The organism is Rhodococcus sp. IEGM 1372, from assembly GCF_030056835.1.
Lineage (GTDB): Bacteria > Actinomycetota > Actinomycetes > Mycobacteriales > Mycobacteriaceae > Rhodococcoides.
This window is the reverse complement of the sequence record NZ_JASHKS010000001.1, coordinates 188,693-208,897: the sequence shown is the minus strand read 5'-3', so window position 1 is coordinate 208,897 and position 20,205 is coordinate 188,693. Positions and strand designations below refer to the sequence as shown.

17 protein-coding genes are annotated in these 20,205 nt (G+C 65.6%); 16 read left to right on the top strand and 1 reads right to left on the bottom strand.

Going from position 1 to position 20,205, the window contains the following annotated elements:
• Nucleotides 1–15: 15 nt before the first annotated feature.
• From QM590_RS00995 to smc, 12 genes are all read left to right on the top strand, one after another.
• Nucleotides 16–3,432, top strand: a complete 3,417-nt coding sequence (locus QM590_RS00995) for a pyruvate carboxylase (protein WP_068049552.1) — start codon at nt 16–18, stop codon at nt 3,430–3,432.
• Nucleotides 3,429–3,983 carry a 16S rRNA (guanine(966)-N(2))-methyltransferase RsmD gene (gene rsmD, locus QM590_RS00990; RefSeq protein WP_149405552.1) on the top strand — a complete coding sequence of 185 codons (555 nt, stop codon included), beginning with the start codon at nt 3,429–3,431 and terminating at the stop codon, nt 3,981–3,983. Before QM590_RS00995 ends, rsmD begins: the two co-directional genes overlap by 4 nt.
• 36 nt (nt 3,984–4,019) lie before the next feature.
• Entirely contained in the window at nt 4,020–4,508 is a 489-nt protein-coding gene (gene coaD, locus QM590_RS00985; protein ID WP_094642224.1) for a pantetheine-phosphate adenylyltransferase, read from the top strand.
• Between the two features lie 119 nt (nt 4,509–4,627).
• Complete coding sequence (locus QM590_RS00980; RefSeq protein ID WP_094642222.1) at nt 4,628–5,419, top strand: DivIVA domain-containing protein; 792 nt, start codon at nt 4,628–4,630, stop codon at nt 5,417–5,419.
• Between the two features lie 91 nt (nt 5,420–5,510).
• A complete protein-coding gene (locus tag QM590_RS00975; protein WP_176460482.1) occupies nt 5,511–6,119 on the top strand; it encodes a YceD family protein in 609 nt (202 codons plus the stop codon).
• The gene (gene rpmF / locus QM590_RS00970) at nt 6,120–6,302 is read left to right on the top strand and encodes a 50S ribosomal protein L32 (protein ID WP_032397784.1); all 183 of its coding nucleotides are present in this window, start codon (nt 6,120–6,122) and stop codon (nt 6,300–6,302) included.
• A 26-nt stretch (nt 6,303–6,328) separates the two neighbouring features.
• Complete coding sequence (gene rnc / locus QM590_RS00965; protein WP_149405658.1) at nt 6,329–7,111, top strand: ribonuclease III; 783 nt, start codon at nt 6,329–6,331, stop codon at nt 7,109–7,111.
• Entirely contained in the window at nt 7,111–7,977 is an 867-nt protein-coding gene (gene mutM / locus QM590_RS00960; RefSeq protein ID WP_243593391.1) for a bifunctional DNA-formamidopyrimidine glycosylase/DNA-(apurinic or apyrimidinic site) lyase, read from the top strand. Before rnc ends, mutM begins: the two co-directional genes overlap by 1 nt.
• Nucleotides 7,978–8,068: 91 nt before the next feature.
• On the top strand, nt 8,069–8,497 hold the full coding sequence (locus QM590_RS00955) for an OsmC family protein (RefSeq protein ID WP_269593611.1): 429 nt from the start codon (nt 8,069–8,071) through the stop codon (nt 8,495–8,497).
• Entirely contained in the window at nt 8,497–9,396 is a 900-nt protein-coding gene (locus QM590_RS00950; RefSeq protein WP_269593612.1) for an SMP-30/gluconolactonase/LRE family protein, read from the top strand. The genes QM590_RS00955 and QM590_RS00950 overlap by 1 nt, the downstream gene beginning before the upstream one ends.
• Entirely contained in the window at nt 9,393–9,668 is a 276-nt protein-coding gene (locus QM590_RS00945) for an acylphosphatase (protein ID WP_149405555.1), read from the top strand. The genes QM590_RS00950 and QM590_RS00945 overlap by 4 nt, the downstream gene beginning before the upstream one ends.
• Before the next feature lie 60 nt (nt 9,669–9,728).
• Nucleotides 9,729–13,391 carry a chromosome segregation protein SMC gene (gene smc / locus QM590_RS00940; protein ID WP_269593613.1) on the top strand — a complete coding sequence of 1,221 codons (3,663 nt, stop codon included), beginning with the start codon at nt 9,729–9,731 and terminating at the stop codon, nt 13,389–13,391.
• 16 nt (nt 13,392–13,407) lie between these two features.
• Here the strand turns inward: smc and QM590_RS00935 are convergent, their stop codons facing one another.
• Nucleotides 13,408–14,040: an MSMEG_1061 family FMN-dependent PPOX-type flavoprotein gene (locus tag QM590_RS00935; RefSeq protein WP_269593614.1), complete on the bottom strand. Its 633-nt coding sequence runs from the start codon at nt 14,038–14,040 to the stop codon at nt 13,408–13,410.
• 104 nt (nt 14,041–14,144) lie between these two features.
• Between QM590_RS00935 and ftsY the strand changes: the two genes are divergently transcribed.
• The 4 genes from ftsY (at nt 14,145) to QM590_RS00915 (ending at nt 19,978) form a co-directional block, all read left to right on the top strand.
• Nucleotides 14,145–15,554, top strand: coding sequence for a signal recognition particle-docking protein FtsY (ftsY, locus tag QM590_RS00930; RefSeq protein ID WP_411567292.1), 1,410 nt, complete (start codon nt 14,145–14,147; stop codon nt 15,552–15,554).
• A 202-nt stretch (nt 15,555–15,756) separates the two neighbouring features.
• Complete coding sequence (locus tag QM590_RS00925) at nt 15,757–17,046, top strand: ammonium transporter (protein ID WP_269593726.1); 1,290 nt, start codon at nt 15,757–15,759, stop codon at nt 17,044–17,046.
• Between the two features lie 72 nt (nt 17,047–17,118).
• Entirely contained in the window at nt 17,119–17,457 is a 339-nt protein-coding gene (locus QM590_RS00920) for a P-II family nitrogen regulator (RefSeq protein ID WP_019664269.1), read from the top strand.
• Nucleotides 17,447–19,978 (top strand): [protein-PII] uridylyltransferase, encoded by a 2,532-nt coding sequence (locus QM590_RS00915; protein ID WP_269593616.1) that lies wholly within the window; start codon nt 17,447–17,449, stop codon nt 19,976–19,978. Before QM590_RS00920 ends, QM590_RS00915 begins: the two co-directional genes overlap by 11 nt.
• Nucleotides 19,979–20,205: the final 227 nt, after the last annotated feature.

The window sequence follows — 20,205 nt, the reverse complement described above, 5'->3', positions numbered from 1 at the left end:
GGGTAAGTTGAGCCAATGTTCTCCAAAGTTTTGGTTGCCAACCGCGGCGAAATCGCCATCCGCGCCTTCCGCGCCTCCTACGAACTCGGGGCCTCGACCGTTGCGGTGTTCCCGTTCGAGGACCGGAACTCGGTGCACCGGACGAAGGCCGACGAGGCGTATCAGATCGGGGAGAAGGGTCATCCCGTTCGCGCGTATCTCTCGGTCGACGAGATCGTCGCCGCTGCCAAGCGCAGCGGTGCGGACGCGGTCTACCCCGGGTACGGATTCCTTTCCGAGAACCCGGATCTGGCCGCAGCGTGCGCCGAGGCCGGCATCACCTTCGTCGGCCCGTCCGCCGACGTGCTCGAACTGACCGGCAACAAGGCGCGGGCCATCGCGGCAGCCAAAGCCGCAGGACTGCCGGTGCTGGCGTCGTCGGAACCGTCGTCCGACGTGGACGAGCTGGTCGCGGCGTCCGAGACCATGACGTTCCCGTTGTTCGTCAAGGCGGTCGCCGGTGGTGGCGGTCGCGGGATGCGCCGGGTGGCCGAGCCCGAGCAGCTACGCGAATCCATCGAAGCTGCTGCGCGCGAGGCGGAATCGGCCTTCGGTGATCCGACGGTGTTCCTCGAACAGGCCGTGATCGATCCTCGGCACATCGAGGTTCAGATCCTCGCCGACGGCCAGGGCAACGTGGTGCACCTGTTCGAGCGCGACTGCAGTGTGCAGCGTCGGCATCAGAAGGTCATCGAGCTCGCTCCGGCTCCCAATCTGCCCGAAGGATTGCGAGAGAAGATCTGCGCCGATGCCGTGGCGTTCGCGAAGCAGATCGAGTACTCGTGTGCCGGTACCGTCGAGTTCCTGCTCGACACCCGCGGCAATCACGTCTTCATCGAGATGAACCCTCGAATCCAGGTGGAGCACACCGTCACCGAAGAGGTGACCGATGTGGATCTGGTGCAGTCCCAGCTGCGGATCGCCTCGGGAGAGACGCTCGCGGATCTGGGTCTGCAGCAGGAGAACATCGTGCTGCGCGGTGCGGCGCTGCAGTGCCGCATCACCACCGAGGATCCGGCGAACGGATTCCGTCCGGACGTCGGGCGCATCACGGCATACCGCACGCCGGGCGGTGCCGGAGTACGTCTCGACGGCGGAACCACGTTGGGTGCCGAGGTCGGGGCCTATTTCGACTCCATGCTCGTCAAGCTCACCTGCCGCGGCCGTGATTTCGACACCGCTGTGGCCCGTGCTCGACGAGCGTTGGCGGAGTTCAGGATTCGCGGTGTGGCCACGAACATTCCGTTCCTGCAAGCGGTTCTGGTCGATCCCGACTTCACGGCCGGTCGCGTCACCACCTCGTTCATCGAGGAGCGCCCCGAACTGCTCACCTCGCGATCCTCGGGCGACCGCGGCACGAAGATCCTCGCCTACCTTGCCGATGTGACGGTCAACAAGCCGCACGGCGAGCGTCCGTCTCCGGTGTACCCGCACGACAAGCTTCCCCCGGTCGACTTCTCGGCACCGATTCCCGACGGTTCGAGGCAGCGTCTGCTGGCGCTCGGACCCGAGGGCTTCGCTCGCGATCTGCGGAACCAGAAGGCTCTCGGCGTCACCGACACCACGTTCCGTGACGCACATCAGTCGTTGCTGGCGACGCGAGTGCGGACGAGCGGACTGCTCGGCGTCGCCCCGTACGTGGCGCGCACGACGCCGCAGTTGCTCTCGATCGAGGCGTGGGGCGGTGCCACCTACGACGTGGCACTGCGATTCCTGCACGAGGATCCGTGGGAGCGACTGGCGAGCCTGCGAGAGGCCGTGCCCAACATCGCAATTCAGATGTTGCTGCGCGGCAGGAACACCGTCGGCTACACCCCGTATCCGGAGAAGGTGACCCGCAGCTTCGTTGCAGAGGCCACCGACACCGGCATCGACATCTTCCGAATCTTCGACGCGCTCAACAACGTCGATCAGATGCGTCCGGCCATCGATGCCGTGCGCGAGACCGGCACGGCGCTCGCCGAGGTCGCACTGAGCTACACCGGTGATCTGTCGAACCCGAACGAGAACCTCTACACCCTCGACTACTACCTGAAGTTGGCCGAGCAGATCGTCGACGCGGGCGCGCACGTGCTCGCGATCAAGGACATGGCAGGACTGCTTCGCGCACCTGCAGCCAAGACCCTGGTGACGGCGCTGCGCTCGAATTTCGATCTACCCGTGCACGTCCACACGCACGACACCCCCGGTGGGCAGCTCGCGACGTACCTTGCGGCTTGGGAGGCCGGGGCGGACGCCGTCGACGGTGCCAGTGCGGCGATGGCAGGCACCACCAGCCAGCCCGCGTTGTCTGCGATCGTTGCGGCGGCGGCACACACCGAGCGCGACACCGGTCTGAATCTGCAGGCCGTCTGCGACCTGGAGCCGTACTGGGAAGCCGTGCGAAAGGTGTACGCGCCGTTCGAGTCCGGGCTGCCTGCACCGACGGGTCGCGTCTACACCCACGAGATTCCCGGTGGACAGCTCTCGAATCTACGGCAGCAGGCGATTTCGCTCGGGCTCGGTGATCGGTTCGAGACCGTCGAGGCCAATTACGCTGCAGCCGACCGTATGTTGGGCCGCCTGACCAAGGTGACCCCGAGCTCGAAGGTCGTCGGCGACCTGGCTCTGGCTCTGGTCGGTGCAGGCGCGTCCGCCGAGGAGTTCGCCGAGAACCCCGGTCGTTACGACATCCCCGATTCGGTGATCGGCTTCCTGCGCGGTGATCTGGGTACGCCCGCGGGCGGATGGCCGGAACCGTTGCGGACGAAGGCGCTGGAGGGGCGCGGTGAGGGCAAGCCGGTGACACCACTCACCGAGGAGGACGAGAAGAGCCTCGACGGAACGTCGGCTCAGCGCCGCGAGACTCTCAACCGTCTGCTGTTCCCCGGTCCCACAGCCGAACTCGCTGCTCATCGCGAGAAGTACGGCGATACGACGCGGCTGTCGGCCAATCAGTTCTTCTACGGCCTGCGGCAGGGCGAGGAGCATCGCGTGGCACTGGAGAAGGGCGTCGAACTGCTCATCGGTCTCGAGGCGATCTCCGACCCCGACGAGCGCGGTATGCGTACCGTGATGTGCATTCTCAACGGACAGTTGCGTCCTGTCTCGGTGCGTGACCGGTCCATCTCGAGTGAGGCACCCACTGTCGAGAAGGCAGACCGATCGAATTCCGGTCATATCCCGGCACCGTTCGCCGGTGTCGTGACGCTCTCCGTCGAAGAGGGACAGAAGATCTCGGCCGGTGACACCGTCGCCACGATCGAGGCCATGAAGATGGAGGCCGCGATCACCGCACCTCGCGGCGGCACCGTGACCCGTCTGGCGATCTCGGGCGTGCAGCAGGTGGAGGGCGGCGATCTGCTCGTCGTCATCGGTGGGGGGTCGACGGGCGAAGAGGCCGGCAGCGAATGACGCGGATCGTGGCGGGTGTCGCGGGCGGTCGCCGATTGTCGGTACCCGGCCAGGGCACCCGCCCCACCTCCGAGCGTGTGCGCGAGGCGCTGTTCAGCTCTCTGGAGAGTCGGATGGAACTGGGTGGTGCCGCGGTGCTGGATCTGTTCGCGGGATCGGGGGCACTGGGGCTCGAGGCACTCTCGCGTGGCGCGTCGTCGGCGGTGTTGGTCGAGTCGGACGCCCGAGCGGCAGCGGTGGTGCGAAAGAACATCGAATCCGTGGGTCTGCCCGGTGCGTCGGTCCGGTGTGCCCCGGTGGCCTCGGTACTGGCCGGGACAGCGGATGCGGCGTACGACCTGGTGTTGGCCGACCCGCCGTATGCCGTCACCGACACTGCCGTCGCCGGTCTGCTGGACAGGCTCGTCACCGGGGGATGGCTCACCCCCGACGCGGTCGTCGTCCTCGAGCGCTCGTCGCGGTCGCCGGAGACCCGATGGCCGACCGGACTCGTTCCGGAGAAGTCGAAGAAGTACGGCGAGAGTCGAATCGAGATCGCGGCACGCGCGTGACGGGTGAGCCCGGGATCGGCTGATAGGTTCGCGGGCATGACTGGCGCACTCTGCCCTGGATCCTTCGACCCGGTGACCAACGGTCACCTCGACATCTTCGAGCGCGCAGCCGCCGCCTTCGACGAGGTGGTGGTCACGGTGATGGTGAACAAGAGCAAGAAGGGCATGTTCAGCATCGACGAGCGGATCGAGATGCTCGAGGTCGCCACGGAGCATCTGCCCAACGTCAGAATCGGTTCGTGGTACGGCTTGTTGGTCGATTATGCTCGGCAAGAAGGCTTTTCGGCGATAGTCAAAGGTCTGCGCAGTGCCAACGACTTCGATTACGAGTTGCAGATGGCGCAGATGAACAGAACGTTGACCGGTGTGGACACGCTGTTTCTTCCGGCGAATCCTGCGCACAGCTTCCTGTCGAGTTCGTTGATCAAGGAGGTCGCGACCTTCGGGGGAGACGTCACCGGCATGCTGCCGCCGTTCGTTCAGGACCGACTGCTGGCCCGTATCGCCGAGCGGGCGGCAGACTAGTTCGAGGAGCGACACACCGGGCCGGTATAGCGCAGACGCGCGCGTCGGCGGGCAGACTGGGTAGCGCAGCACTGCGAGTGAAGACCGCGCAGTGGCAGATTCGACGATTGGGGTAACCGGTGTACCGCGTATTCGAGGCGCTCGACGAGCTCGTCGCCATTGTCGAGGAGGCGCGCGGCGTTCCGATGACTGCCGGGTGTGTCGTCCCTCGCGGCGACGTCCTGGAACTGCTCGACGACGTCCGAGACGCCATCCCCGGCGAGCTGGACGACGCCCAGGACGTACTGGATCATCGCGACAAGCTCGTCGGCGATGCCAGGGCCACTGCAGAGAAGACGGTGAGCACCGCCAATGCCGAGGCCCAGGACACCGTCGAGAACGCCAGGGATTCGGCCGATCGCATTCTTGCCGACGCCAAGGCTCAGGCGGATCGCATGGTGTCCGAGGCGTCGGCGCACGCCGACCAGCTCGTGGCCGATGCCGAGGCAGAAGCAGAGCGCACGGTGCTGGAAGGCCAGCGTGAGTACGAGGCACTGACCGTTCGCGCCCGCACCGAAGCCGATCGGATGATCGAGTCCGGTACGGCGTCGTACGAGCGGTCGGTCGCAGACGGCACCGCCGAACAGAACCGTCTCGTGTCGGAAACCGAGGTCGTTCAGGCGGCCCACGCCGAGTCGGCTCGCGTGATCGACAGCGCGCACGCCGAATCGGATCGGATGCGCAGCGAGTGCGACGTCTACGTCGACACCAAACTGGCAGAGTTCGAGGAGTTCCTCAGCGGCACCATCCGTTCGGTCGGCCGTGGGCGTCAGCAACTGCGAACCGGCTCGGGTGTACCGGAATACGGCAGCGAGCCGTACGGTGAATCGGCGTACGGAAGCCCGGAGCAGGGGCGTCGCAGCCGCCACTGAACGGCAGCAATTTGCCCTCGTATGCGTGTATGCGTATCGTTGTGGGGTTGCTTACCGACAGTAGGCATACCGACAGTAAGGAAGATCAGCCGTGCCCCCGCCCAAGAGAACGACCCGTCCGGAATTGGACGACGGATTCGTTCTGGACATTCTCAACCTCGGTCGTCGACCCGGGTCGACGAAGGCCATCGAGCGGACGGTTCCGGCTCCTTCCCGAATCGGCCTCGATGCCATTGCCATCGAAGCCGGTGTACCGGTCTCGCTCGATCTGCAGTTGCAGGCGGTCTCGGAGGGCGTTCTCGTCACCGGCTCCGTACGAGCAGCCACGGCCGGAGAGTGCACACGGTGCCTCGACCCGGTCAGTGGCAACGTCGACGTCTACCTGACCGAGTTGTTCGCTTACCCGAACAGCATCACCGAGGAGACCACCGATGCGGACGAGATTCACCGCATCGCCGACGACCTGATAGACCTCGAACCCGTCATCGTCGACGCGGTCGGTCTGGAGCTTCCACTCCACCCCGTCTGCAGTGACGAGTGCGAGGGATTGTGCCCAGAATGCGGCGTTCGCCTGGCGATTGCTGAATCCGGCCACTCTCACGATACAATTGATCCTCGCTGGGCTGGTCTTGCAGCCAAATTTGGCGTGGATCCAGAACCGAGCACAGAACTTGTGAACAACGAAGCCGAGGAGAAGTAAGTGGCTGTCCCGAAGCGCAAAATGTCGCGTTCCAACACGAGGTCGCGTCGTGCACAGTGGAAAACCACTGCGCCCACCCTCGTGACGTGCCCCAACCGCGGTTGTGGCGAGAAGACTCTGCCCCACATCGCGTGCCCCTCGTGCGGCACCTACAAGGGCCGCCAGGTCGTCGCAGCGGTCTGATCTCCGCTTACGTGACACACGAAGTAGTGGATCGGCACAACAGCGGTTCACAGAAGAATAGCTCCACTGCCGCCAGCGGCGGGGACGACCGAGAGTCGCTCCTCGCCGCTATCGGTGTCTCTCTGTCGGAACCGTTGTTGACTTTGGCTCTGACGCACCGATCGTTCGCGTACGAGCACGGTGGTCTGCCCACCAACGAGCGTCTCGAGTTCCTGGGGGACTCCGTCCTCGGTCTTGCTGTGACCGAGCATCTCTACGCGGTGCACCCCGCGAAGTCCGAAGGTCAATTGGCCAAGATCAGGGCGAGCGTGGTCAACATGCATGCCCTGGCCGAGGTCGCGCGTGGACTCGGCGACGGCGGCCTGGGTCGCCACCTGCTGTTGGGCAAAGGTGAGGAGCAGACCGGTGGACGCGACAAGCCGAGCATCCTTGCCGACGGCATGGAGTCGTTGCTCGGTGCAATCCACCTGCAGCACGGCATCGACGTTGCGCGCACCGTCGTTTTGACGTTGTTCGCAGGCCTCCTCGATCGGGCTCCCAAGCTCGGTGCAGGACTGGATTGGAAGACGAGCCTGCAGGAATTGACCGCCGAACGTGCACTCGGCGTTCCCGCGTACGAAATCTCGTCCACCGGGCCCGATCACGACAAGGAATTCACCGCGACGGTGCTGGTCGGTGGATTCCCCCGCGGCGTCGGTATCGGCCGATCGAAGAAGGAAGCCGAACAGAAGGCTGCCAGTCTGGCGTGGAATGCGTTGTCGGACAACGACACTGCGATTCCAGCCGAGTCGGCCCCAGACCCTTCCTGATGCCGGAACTGCCCGAGGTCGAGGTCGTCAGACTCGGTCTGGAATCTCATGTCGTCGGTAGGACGGTGCGATCGGTGGAGGTCTTGCACCCCCGCGCTGTGCGGCGTCACGATCTCGGTGGTCTCGATCTGATCGGCCAGTTGCGCGGTCAACGCATCTCCTCCGCTCGACGGCGCGGAAAATACCTCTGGCTGGTGATGGAACCCGGCGATTTCGCGACCGTCGTGCATCTGGGTATGAGCGGCCAGATGCTGGTGCAGCCGCCGTCCGCCCCGGACGAGAAGCACCTGCGGATTCGTGCTCGACTCGACGACGGCACCGATCTGCGCTTCGTGGATCAGCGCACGTTCGGCGGCTGGGCACTCGCCCCGATCGTCACCGTGGACGGCACAGAGGTACCCGAACCGGTCGCACACATTGCCCGCGACCCGATCGATCCACTGTTCGACGCCGAATCGGTGGTGAACGTGTTGCGCGGCAAACACACCGAGATCAAGCGGGCACTGCTCGATCAGACCGTGCTGTCGGGCGTTGGCAACATCTATGCCGACGAGGCGTTGTGGCGTGCGAAGATCCACGGCAATCGAATCGCGGAGACTCTGACACGGCCGGCGCTGCGGCGCCTTCTCACCGCGGTGCACGCGGTGATGGGCGAGGCCCTGGCGCAGGGCGGAACGTCGTTCGACGCGCTGTACGTGAACGTCAACGGTCAATCCGGCTACTTCGATCGATCCCTCGACGCTTACGGGCAGGAGGGCCTGCCCTGCTCGCGATGCGGAGCCCCGATCAGACGCGAGAAGTTCATGAACCGCTCGTCGTTCAGCTGCCCCACGTGTCAGCCGCGACCCCGACACGTGCGCGGCTGACAGAGAACAAATTGTTCCGCAGGCTCCACTCCTGTGCGCACGGGTCGTTCCGCAGGCTCCACTCCTGAACCGCCCGCCTAGTATTTCGGTCATGGCAGAACAGAGCACGCCGACCAACCTCTGGGTCGAGCGCACAGGCACACGTCGTTACACCGGCCGCAGCTCCCGAGGAGCCGAAGTGCTCATCGGGTCCGAGTCGGTCGACGGCGTCTTCACCCCCGGCGAGCTGCTCAAGATCGCCCTCGCAGCGTGCACCGGGATGAGCTCGGACCTACCGCTTTCGCGTCGACTGGGAGACGACTACTCCGCCACCGTCGAGGTGTCGGGTACCGCAGATCGGGAGAACGAGCTGTACCCGGAACTGAACGAAATTCTTCGGGTCGACCTCAGCGAAATGGACCCCGAGGCACAGGAGCGTCTGCTCACGGTCGTCCAGCGCGCCATCGACAAGGTGTGCACGGTAGGCCGAACCCTGAAGGCCGGCACGACTGTCACCCTGGACATCGACGTGGACGCCTGATGAAAGCCAGAGCAGCCGTGGTCGTCACGGGTCTGCTCCTCGGCGCGGCGACCGCTTTGGCTCCCACCGCGGAGGCGTCGAGCACCTGCAGTCCGTGGTCGGTGAGCACGGTGGCGTCGGGATTCGGGATGCTCGAGAATCTGGAGTTCGACGGCCGCGGTTCGATGATCGTCTCCGAGATCTCTCCCATTGGACCCGACGCTCTGCGTACCGTGGCTCCGAACGGTGACCGGGGCACACTCGTTGCCGACGTCGATTCGCCGGGTGGACTGGTCACCGACGGTGACACGCTCTATTTCACGACCGGAAACAGCGCTGCAGCAGGGCTTTTCGATACGCGAACCGGCACCGTCGACACGATCGATCTCGGTACCGGGGTTCGGTCGACGTACGCGTCGGGTCTGGCGATGCCCAACGGGCTGGCGCGGTCGGAGGCCGGCGATCTGTTCACCACCCGGAACCTGGGTGCTGCCGCAGGACTGACCCGGATCGCGACCGATCGCACCGTGTCGACGGTACGTACGGACGTGGGAACGGCCAACGGAATCGGCATCGGCGGCGGAAAGTTGTACGTGGCCAACACGTTCGATCTCGAGACGACGCTCACCGTGCTCGACGAGAACAATCCGTCCGGACCCTCCGAGCGCATTCGCATCGACGGCGTCGGACCGCTCACGATGTCGGACGACCTGACCGTCGGCGACGACGGAACGGTCTATCTCGCACAGAATCTCGCCGGCAGGGTAGTTCGTATCGATCCCGAATCCGGAGCGTCCTGCGTGATAGCCACCGGTGTTCCGCTGACCTCGTCGGTAGCCTTCGGCGGGGTCGGATTCGACGAGACGGCTTTGTACGCCACCAGTTTCGACGGAACCGTCCGAAAGTTGGCTCGCTCGTGAGCGAAGAACGGCTGACGGCGTGGGTGCACGGGCTCGTTCAGGGCGTCGGGTTCCGGTGGTGGACGCGCTCGCGCGCCCTCGAACTCGGACTGGTCGGTCACGCGACCAACCACGCGGACGGACGGGTCCTGGTGATAGCGGAGGGCCCACGTGAGCGTCTCGAGGCACTGCTGGCCTTGCTCCGAGGCGATCGGACGCCGGGCACGGTCACGCTCGTCGTGGAGAGTTGGGACACCGCCCGCGGGGATCTGACGGGCTTCGTCGAACGCTGATCGCCCGTTGCGGACGGCTCGGCGCACATCGCTGCGTACTACCGGTAAAGTACGGACGCTATGTATCTCAAGAGTCTGACGCTGAAGGGCTTCAAGTCCTTTGCTTCGGCGACGACTCTGCGTTTCGAGCCGGGAATCACCTGTGTCGTCGGCCCCAACGGCTCGGGTAAATCCAATGTCGTGGATGCCCTGACCTGGGTGATGGGTGAACAGGGTGCCAAGGCGTTGCGCGGCGGGAAGATGGAAGATGTCATCTTCGCGGGCACCTCGGGGCGGGCCCCGCTGGGCCGCGCAGAGGTCACTCTGACGATCGACAATTCCGATGGCGCACTTCCGATCGATTACTCCGAGGTCTCCATCACTCGGCGTATGTTCCGCGACGGCGCGGGCGAGTACGAGATCAACGGCAGTTCGTGCCGTTTGATGGACGTCCAGGAACTGCTCAGCGACTCCGGTATCGGCCGCGAGATGCACGTGATCGTGGGGCAGGGTCGGCTCGCAGCGATCCTGGAATCGCGGCCCGAGGACCGGCGAGCCTTCATCGAGGAAGCAGCCGGGGTACTCAAGCACCGCAAGCGCAAGGAAAAGGCCGTCCGCAAGCTCGACGCGATGCAGGCCAACCTGGCGCGGTTGACCGACCTGACGACCGAATTGCGCCGCCAACTCAAGCCTCTCGGCAGGCAGGCCGAGGTTGCGCGCCGCGCGCAGACCGTCCAGGCCGACCTACGCGATGCCCGATTGCGACTGGTGGCCGACGATCTGGTGGCCAGGCGCGAGGAATTCGCGAACCAGACCCAGGACGAGGAAGCGGCCCGCGAGCAATACGCGATGGTGCAGGACGCCCTCGAAGCCGGCTCGGTGGCACTCGGCGAACACGAGCAGGCCGTCGCCCGGCTGACCCCCAGTGCCGAAGCGGCCGGGCAGACCTGGTTCCGCCTGTCGGCCCTGGCCGAGCGCGTCAACGCGACGGTGCGCATCGCACACGAACGGGCTCGGCATCTCGACGCCGTTCGATCCACCGGTCGAGGGCAGGACCCGGACGAGCTCGAAGCGCAGGCCGAGCGGGTCGCCGAAGAAGAGATGGAACTCGTCGAAGCAGTCGAGATGGCACGTGAAACCCTCGAGGCGGCACGCGAGCAGCTGGCCGAGCGCGAAGCTGCCGCTGCGGCCGCCGAGCGCGCCCACCTCGCCGCTGTACGCGCGGTGGCCGACCGGCGCGAAGGGTTCGCTCGCCTGTCCGGCCGAGTCGACACCTTCCGAACCAAGGTCGAGTCGATCGACTCGGAGGTGGCGCGCTTGTCGGTGGCCATCGACGAGGCCCGAGAGCGCGGCGAATCGGCTCAGCGTGAGTTCGAGAGCGTGCAGGATCAGATCGGCACGCTCGACGCGAGTGAACTGAGCCTCGACACCCATTACGAACGCGCCGTTGCCGCGCTGCGACATGCCGACGCCCGAGTGACGGAGCTGCAGGCAGAAGAACGCATCGCGGGCAAGAGGGTCGCGTCGTTCGAGGCCAGGATCGAGGCGCTCACGATGGGCCTCGAACGCAAGGACGGTGCCGGGTGGCTGGTGGAGAATCAGCAGGACGGCCTGTCCGGCCTGCTCGCCGGCCATCTCACGGTCGAGCCTGGATACGAGGTCGCGGTGGCAGTGGCCATGGGTCCGGCCGCCGATGCCGCACACGCCGAATCGTTCGACGCCGCGCGGGATGCCGTGCTGGCGCTGCGTGCGGCCGACGGCGGGCGCGCGTCCATCGTGCACGGCAGTGTCGCTGCAGCGCAGTCGTTTTCACGTCCGGAACTGCCGGACGGCGCTCGATGGGTGCTGGACCTGATCGAGTATCCGGACCGGTTGGCCGGAGCCATGGCGGCCCTGCTCGACGGTGTGGTCGCCGTCGAATCGCTCGACGCTGCACACCGTCTCGTCTCCCGTTTCGGTGATCTGCGCGCGGTCACCAAGGACGGCGACGTCGTCGAACCCGGCTGGGTCACCGGCGGCTCGGATCGTCGTCCGAGCACCCTCGAGGTGCAGTCGGCCATCGACACGTCCACCGTGGAGTTGGCGGCGGCAGTCCGCCGCGCGGAGGAACTCGACGCAGCGCTGTCGGGAGCGTTGGACGAACAACGGGACCGGCGCGAATCGGCCGAGCAGGCGCTCGCGGCGCTCAACGAATCCGATGCTGCCATGGCAGCGGTGTACGAGCAGTTGGGCCGATTGGGTCAACTGGCGCGTTCGGCGCATGCCGAGTCGGCGCGATTGACGACGCAGCGTAGCTCTGCCGAGGCCAGCCGAGAAGAAGCGATTGCGCGGCTGGCCGAGCTCGAGGAAAGTCTGCGGACGGCCGAGGACGAACAGTCGGGTTTCGCGGGAGACGGCGAGAGCAGTGACGCAGCGACCACGATGGAACGGGAGATGGCGGCAGCGGCACTGACCGAAGTGCGTGCCGTCGAGGTCGAGGCTCGGTTGAACGTGCGGACCGCCGAAGAGCGCGCACAGTCCGTGCGCGGCAAGGCGGATTCGCTTCGACGGGCGGCGCGAGCCGAGCGTGAGGCCAGGGCGCGAGCCGAGCGTGAGAGCGCGGCGCGTCGGCATGCGGCCGCAGTGGCGGCGGCGGTCGGAGAATCGGGCGAGGAAGTCGCTGCGCGGTTGGCCACGGTCGTGGCAGCCGCTGCCCGTAGGCGAGACGAGCTTTCTGCCGAACGTGCAACGCGCACAATCGAACTCGACAAGGTCAAGGAGCAGGTTCGAGCCCTGCAGGGGCAGCTGGCGTCGATCACCGACGCCGTGCACCGGGACGAGGTGGCCCGCGCCCAGGCCGCGCTGCGGATCGAACAACTCGAGACGACGATTCTCGAGCAACACGGCATCGGCCTCGACGATCTGGTGGCCGAGTACGGGCCCGATGTGGCCCTGCCACCCACCGAACTCGAGATGGCCGAGTACGAGGCGGCCAAGGAGCGGGGCGAGCAGGTGGTGGCACCGGCTCCGATGCCGTTCGACCGCGCCACTCAGGAGCAGCGCGCCAAACGCGCCGAGCGTGACCTCGCGACACTCGGCAAGGTGAATCCGCTCGCTCTCGAGGAGTTCGCCGCCCTCGAGGAGCGCTACAACTTCCTGTCCACCCAGCTCGAAGACGTCAAGTCCGCGCGCAAGGACCTGCTCGGCGTGGTCGCCGACGTCGACGAACGGATTCTGCAGGTCTTCACGGAGGCCTGGCTCGACGTCGAACGAGAATTCACCGGGGTGTTCGCCAAACTTTTCCCCGGCGGCGAAGGACGACTGATCCTGACCGACCCGTCGGACATGCTCACCACCGGAATCGAGGTCGAGGCCCGCCCACCCGGCAAGAAGGTCAAGCGGCTCTCGCTGCTCTCCGGTGGCGAGAAATCGCTGACCGCAGTGGCCATGCTGGTGGCCATCTTCCGCGCCCGACCGTCACCGTTCTACGTCATGGACGAGGTCGAGGCAGCACTGGACGACACCAACCTGCGTCGACTGATCGGACTGTTCGAGCAGCTCCGCGAGAAGTCGCAGTTGATCGTCATCACGCACCAGAAACCGACGATGGAAGTGGCCGACGCGCTGTACGGCGTCAGCATGCGCGGCGACGGAATCACCACGGTCATCTCGCAGCGATTGAACCGAGAACGCGTCGCAGTGGACGCAGTACAGCCGGACCCGACCGAGCCGGATGCGGTCGCTGAATCCGACACCGTCTCCTGAGCAGCGTCCTCCGTGGCTACTGCTTCGGGTAGAGCTGTTCGGCGTAGGACGGACCGTAGTACTCCCGCAGTTCCTCCACCGTTTCGGGAGCCTGAGGAATCAACGCTTTCGTCAGCGTCGCGACGTCGGGGATGGCGTCGGCATCCCAGGACTCGGGCTGCCACAGCTTTGACCGCATGAACGCCTTCGCGCAGTGATGGAACACCTGCTCGATGTCGACGACCAGACACATGATCGGGCGGTGGCCCTTGACCTGCAGTTCGTCGAAGAACGGGGCGTCGGTGACCAGGGAAGCGCGACCGTTGACGCGGAGGGTGTCACCGCGACCGGGGACGAAGAAGTTCAGCCCGACGAACGGGTTCTCGACGATGTTGCGATAGCCGTCCATCCGGCGGTTGCCCGGCCGTTCGGCGAGAGCGATCGTGGCGTCGTCGAGGACGTGCACCAGGCTCCCGGGCGGATCACCCTTGGGCGAAACGTCGCATCGCCCGCTCGCGTCCGAGGTCCCGATGAGGCAGAACGGTGAGGTAGCGAGCCACTGCACGTCCAGAGGGTGCAGCGTGCGCCGGTCCTTGTTGGCGGCTCGGAAGCTCGGCTCTCCGAACATCTCGGTCAGTTCGGCGGCGTCGCGCACCGTGGTCCACTCCATGACCGTGAATGTTATCGACACGGACTTGCGGGCGGGAAGCGCATTTTCACGGTCGGTGCACCACCGGTGACGAACGGACGCGATCGCCTGAGAGGATGTTCCACGTGAGTAACCAAGCGTGGATCATCGTCGCGGCGATCGCTGCCGTCCTGCTCGTCGTCCTCGTCGTCGGGCTGGTTCTCTCCCGTCGCCGGAGAGTGTCCCTCAAGTCGGACGAGGCAGCGCGAATCGAGGGCGCGGCCACCAAGGACAAATCCGGTGGGTACACCGCGGGCAGCGGCTTTTCGTTCAGTCAGGGAACGGCGACAGCCGAGCCTGTTGCCCCGAAGGCCCCCGAGCCCGAGCCGAAGCCGGTCGTGCCGAAGCCTGCCGAGCCGAAGCCGGTCGAGAACATCCCCGTCGAGTCCACGCCGGTCGAGCGGCCGCCGGTGGTACCCACGCCTGAACCGGTCGAATCGGAGACCGTCTGGATCGAACCGGAGGTGTCCGAGCCGGAGGCCCCGGCAACCGATGCCACCGTCGAAGATCCCGTTGCGCCCGAGCGGTCGGTGGCCGACACCGTTGCTCCCGCGCCTCGCCGCTTGGACACCATCGAACCGACCGAGGGACGACTCGACCGTCTCCGTGGCCGGCTGGCACGATCTCAGTCGGCGGTTGGCAAGAGCCTGCTCGGCCTTCTCGGCGGCGGCGATCTGGACGAGGACTCGTGGGAAGAGGTCGAGGACACCCTCCTGATCGCCGATATAGGTTCTGCCACCACCGCGGAGATCATGCGGACGCTGCGTGAGCAGATGGCGGCGCGCAGTATTCGCACCGAAGCCGACGCCAGGGCTCTGCTGCGCGAGATCCTCGTGGCGCAGCTGCACCCCGAGTTCGATCGTTCGATTCGCGCGCTGCCGCACGACGGCGCGCCCGCGGTGTTGCTGGTGGTGGGGGTCAACGGAACCGGCAAGACCACGACTACCGGCAAACTGGCTCGCGTGCTGGTCGCGGACGGGCGGCGGGTGTTGCTCGGTGCCGCCGACACGTTCCGCGCAGCTGCGGCCGATCAGCTGCAGACCTGGGCCGAGCGAGTGGGTGCAGAGGTGGTTCGCGGCAAGGAGGCCGCGGATCCGGCCGCTGTCGCGTTCGACGCGGTGAGCAAGGGGATCGAGAACGGTGTCGATGTGGTTCTGATCGACACAGCGGGACGATTGCACACCAAATCGGGTCTGATGGACGAACTGAGCAAGGTCAAGCGAGTCGTCGAGAAGCGGGCCCACGTGGACGACGTTCTGCTCGTTCTCGACGCAACCGTGGGCCAGAACGGACTGACGCAGGCCCGTGTCTTCGCCGAAATCGTGAACATCACGGGAGTCGTGCTGACCAAGCTCGACGGAACCGCGAAGGGTGGCATCGTTTTTCAGGTGCAGCGTGAACTCGGAGTGCCCGTCAAGCTCGTCGGTCTCGGCGAGGGTGCCGACGATCTGGCACCGTTCGAGCCGGGTGCCTTCGTCGACGCGTTGCTGGGTTGATCTCGACTCGGGGGTAGTTCCCGAACCGGGGCAAAAGCACAAACGCCAGCACGAAACCTTTTTGCAACAGAATTCGGTCATGCGTTCACATGCCCGAAACACCCGAGTGTCACGGATGAAACTTCGTGAAACCACTCTTCTTGCGTAACGGCGCGCCAACCGGTGTGCAGGAGAATGGAGGGTGTACGTGAGTCCCGAGGATATGTTGGCCAACTCCGGCAACGCCGCGTGGATGCTGATGGCAGCATCGCTGGTACTGCTGATGACGCCGGGCTTGGCGTTCTTCTACGGCGGTATGTCGCAGTCGAAGTCCGTGTTGAACATGATGATGATGTCGTTCGGAGCAATGGCCGTCGTCTCGATCATCTACTTCCTGTGGGGATGGTCGATGTCCTACGGAACCCAGGACATCGGCGGTGTCTTCGCCAACCCGTTCGAGTTCTTCGGACTCAAGGATTCGATCACCGATGCCGACGGTAACTACATCGCCGGCGCATGGGGCTACGCCAACGTCATCGACGTGGCATTCCAGGTCACCTTCGCCATCATCACGGTCGCACTGATCAGCGGCTCGATCGCCGGTCGCGTCAAGTACGGCACCTGGCTCGCCTTCGCCGGCATCTGGGTCACCCTCGCGTACTTCCCGCTGGCCCACATGGTCTGGGGCGGCGGACTGCTCTCCGGATCCGAGAACGGTCTGGCGGCGATGATCTTCGGAACTACCGACGACGGTGAGGGCGGGCTCGTAGCCAACGTCGCTCCGATCGACTTCGCCGGTGGCACGGTCGTGCACATCAACGCCGGTATCGCCGGCCTGATTCTGGCGATCATCATCGGCAAGCGCGCAGGCTTCGGCAAGGTCGCCTACCGCCCGCACAACCTTCCGTTCGTCATGCTCGGCGCAGCACTGCTGTGGTTCGGCTGGTTCGGATTCAACGCAGGATCCGCCTTCGCCGCCGACGGCATCGCCGGCGTGGCCTGGGTCAACACCACCGCCGCCACGGCAGCGGCGATCGTGGGCTGGCTCATCACCGAGCGTATCCGCGACGGTCATGCCACCAGCCTCGGCGCTGCCTCGGGCATCGTCGCCGGTCTGGTCGCCATCACTCCGGCCGCAGGCGCACTGACGCCGGTCGGTGCCATGATCCTCGGCGTCATCGCCGGTGTGCTCTCCGCACTCGCTGTCGGACTGAAGTTCAAATTCGGCTACGACGACTCGCTCGACGTCGTGGGCGTTCACCTCGTCGCAGGACTCTGGGGAACGATCGGAATCGGCTTCCTCGCATCCGAGACCGGCCTGTTCTACGGCGGCGACTACAAGCAGCTCGTCGTGCAGATCGTCATCGCACTGTTCGCGCTGGTCTTCACCGCCATCGTCACCGCGGTCGTCGCGTTCGCGCTCAAGCCCCTCGGCTGGCGCGTCTCCGACGAAGAGGAGGCGAACGGCATCGACGAAGCCGAGCACGCTGAGACTGCATATGATTTCGCCTGACAAGGTAGAGATAGACGTGAACGCTGCACCGTACGACAACGGGCACTCGAGGTCTTGTGAAGGGAAGCAAAAATGAAGCTGATCACGGCAATCGTCAAACCGTTCACCCTGGAGGACGTCAAGACGGGGCTGGAGCAGGCCGGCGTACTCGGAATGACAGTCAGTGAAGTTCAGGGATACGGCCGCCAGAAGGGCCACACCGAGGTGTACCGAGGTGCGGAGTACTCCGTCGACTTCGTCCCGAAGGTCCGTGTCGAGGTAGTCGTCGACGACGCCGCTGTGGAGAAGGTCGTCGAGGTCATCGTCGAGGCTGCACGCACCGGCAAGATCGGTGACGGCAAGGTCTGGGTTTCCCCGGTCGACTCGGTCATCCGAGTCCGCACCGGAGAACGTGGCGCTGATGCACTCTGACCCCAAAGGGTCTCGGGCCGTGGGCCCCGGTTCTGGCGCGAAAGCGTCAGGATCGGGGCCTTCGGTCTCCATGGGCTCCGCATCGAAGGGCACGAGCGATGCTGCAGCAGATCTCGCTCGGGCCAGAAAACAATTGCTCGACGGCGGAACGCGCAATCGTCGACTCGATGCACCCTCGCTTCGGCAGGCTCTGGTCGATCTCCACGAGTTCTGGCTGACCACCAAAGGTGCAGAGCTCGGGATCAAACCGGACTCCGGTTTCGCGATCGTCGCCGTGGGCGGTCTTGCTCGACGCGAACTGCTGCCGTACTCGGATCTGGACCTGATACTGCTGCACGACGATCTCGAACCACGCATCGTCTCCGATGTCGCCGACAAGCTCTGGTACCCGTTGTGGGACGCACACATCAAGCTCGACCACAGCGTGCGAACGGTGCCGCAGGCTCTGCAGGTGGCGGCGGCCGACATGACGGCATCTCTCGGAATGCTCGAGGCGCGGCACATCGCCGGCGACGTCGAATTGAGCAACCTCCTCATCGGCGGCGTACGTCGCCAGTGGCGCAACGGTATTCGAGGGCGCTTCGACGAGCTGATCGAGCAGACCCGCGGGCGGTGGTCGCGCAGCGGTGAGATTGCACACCGCGCCGAACCCGATCTCAAGAGCGGCCGCGGAGGGCTGCGTGATGTTCAGTTGCTCGACGCCCTCTCCATCGCACAATTGACCGACGGCATGCCCGGTCTCGGACCCGAATCGCCCGGTGGCGGTTTGGCTTTCGCACACGGACGTCTGTTGGACGTGCGCACCGAACTGCACCGCGTAGCCGGTCGGGCACGGGATCAACTGCGCGCCCAGGATGCCGACGAGATCGGTGCCGCGCTGCGGATCGGTGACCGCTTCGATCTCGCTCGCGTACTGAGTGATTCGGCCCGCACCATCAGCTACTCGGTCGACGTCGGACTGCGCACTGCCGGCAATTCGCTTCCTCGAAAGGGTCTTTCACGCCTCCGTCGAGTTCCGGTCCGGCGGCCCCTCGACGAGGGGGTCGTCGAACATGCCGGCGAAGTCGTTCTCGCCCGCGACGCTCGACCCAACAAGGACCCCGGCCTGATCATGCGCGTCGCCGCCGCCTCGGCGCAGACCGGAATGCCGATGTCGGCCTCGACCCTGAACCGACTGTCCGACAGTGCTCCCGAGCTCCGCGAGCCCTGGCCGAAGGAAGCCCTCAACGATCTGCTCGTGTTGCTCGGATCGGGTCGCAAAGCCATCGCGGCGATCGAAGCTCTCGATCGAACCGGTCTGTGGGGCAGGCTCATTCCGGAATGGGGTGCGGTCCGCGATCTGCCGCCACGAGATGCCGTGCACACGTGGACAGTCGATCGGCACCTGGTCGAAACTGCCGCCTACGCAAGCGCATTGACCACCCGAGTTGCGCGTCCGGACCTGTTGGTGCTCGGCGCGCTGATCCACGACATCGGCAAGGGACGCGGCGGCGACCACAGCGTCGTCGGAGCCGATCTGGCCATCCAGATCGGCAACAGGCTCGGACTGTGGCCGTCCGACGTGGCACTGCTGACGTCGATGGTGAGATACCACCTGCTGCTGCCGGAGACCGCTACCAGACGCGACCTCGACGACCCCGCAACCGTGCAAGCCGTCGTCGACGCTCTCGGTGCCGACACCATCCTGCTCGAGCTCCTCCACGCACTGGCAGAGGCGGATTCGCTCGCCACCGGACCGGGGGTGTGGGGCGATTGGAAGGCCTCGCTCATCCGCGAGCTCGTGCGCCGTTGCCGATTGGTGATGGCGGGGGAGAGTCTGCCCTCTCCGGATCCACTCGACCCTGCGCACGTCGAACTCGCGTCGCGGGGAGGCGTCCATGTCGACATCGCGCCGACCGACGGGCTGCACACCTTCGTCGTCACCGTCATCGCCCCCGACACACCCGGGCTGCTCTCCGACGCCGCGGGAGTTCTCGCACTGCATTCGCTTCGCGTTCTTTCGGCCTCCCTCGGAAGTCACGAGGGATCGGCGATCAACTCGTTCGACGTCGCGCCGCTCTTCGGATCCCCGCCACAGGCCGGTCTCCTGCGGCAGGAAATCATCCGAGCCCAGGCCGGCGAACTCGACCTCGTCGCCGTGCTCGACGCCAAGGAACGCGACGCCAGAGCCGAAACCGTCGACGACGATTCCGAGGATTCTGCAGTCCCGGTTCTCTACGCCCAAGCCCCGCCTCGGGTGCTGTGGTTCGACGACAACGAACCGGGTCAGGTGGTGCTCGAGCTACGAGCAGAGGACCGGCTCGGTCTGCTCTGCCGACTGGCCAGCGCGATCGAACAGCAAGGATCGGACATCCGGTGGGCCCGCGTCTCGACCCTGGGTAGCTCGGTGGTCGACTCCTTCTGCATCGACCTTGCGGGAGCCGACAGCAGGGCGGTTCGCGAGGACCTCGAGCGCGCGATCCTCGCGGTGGTGCCTGCCCCGGAACCACCCAAGCCCCCGGAAAAGCCCGAAGGCACCTGACCGCGGGTCGGAATGCGAGAGCAGACCGACTCGCGCTGGTGACTATTCACGAACTTCCGGCCACCGGGCCTGCCGCCGATGCCGATTTGTTACATTCGTCCCAGACGCAGAAACGACACTCTCGACCGTTCGAGCGACCTCCACACTGCTCGAACCACGTCGTTCCTGCAGGCTCCACACTGCTCGAACCACGTCGTTCCTGCAGGCTCCACACTGCTCGAACCACG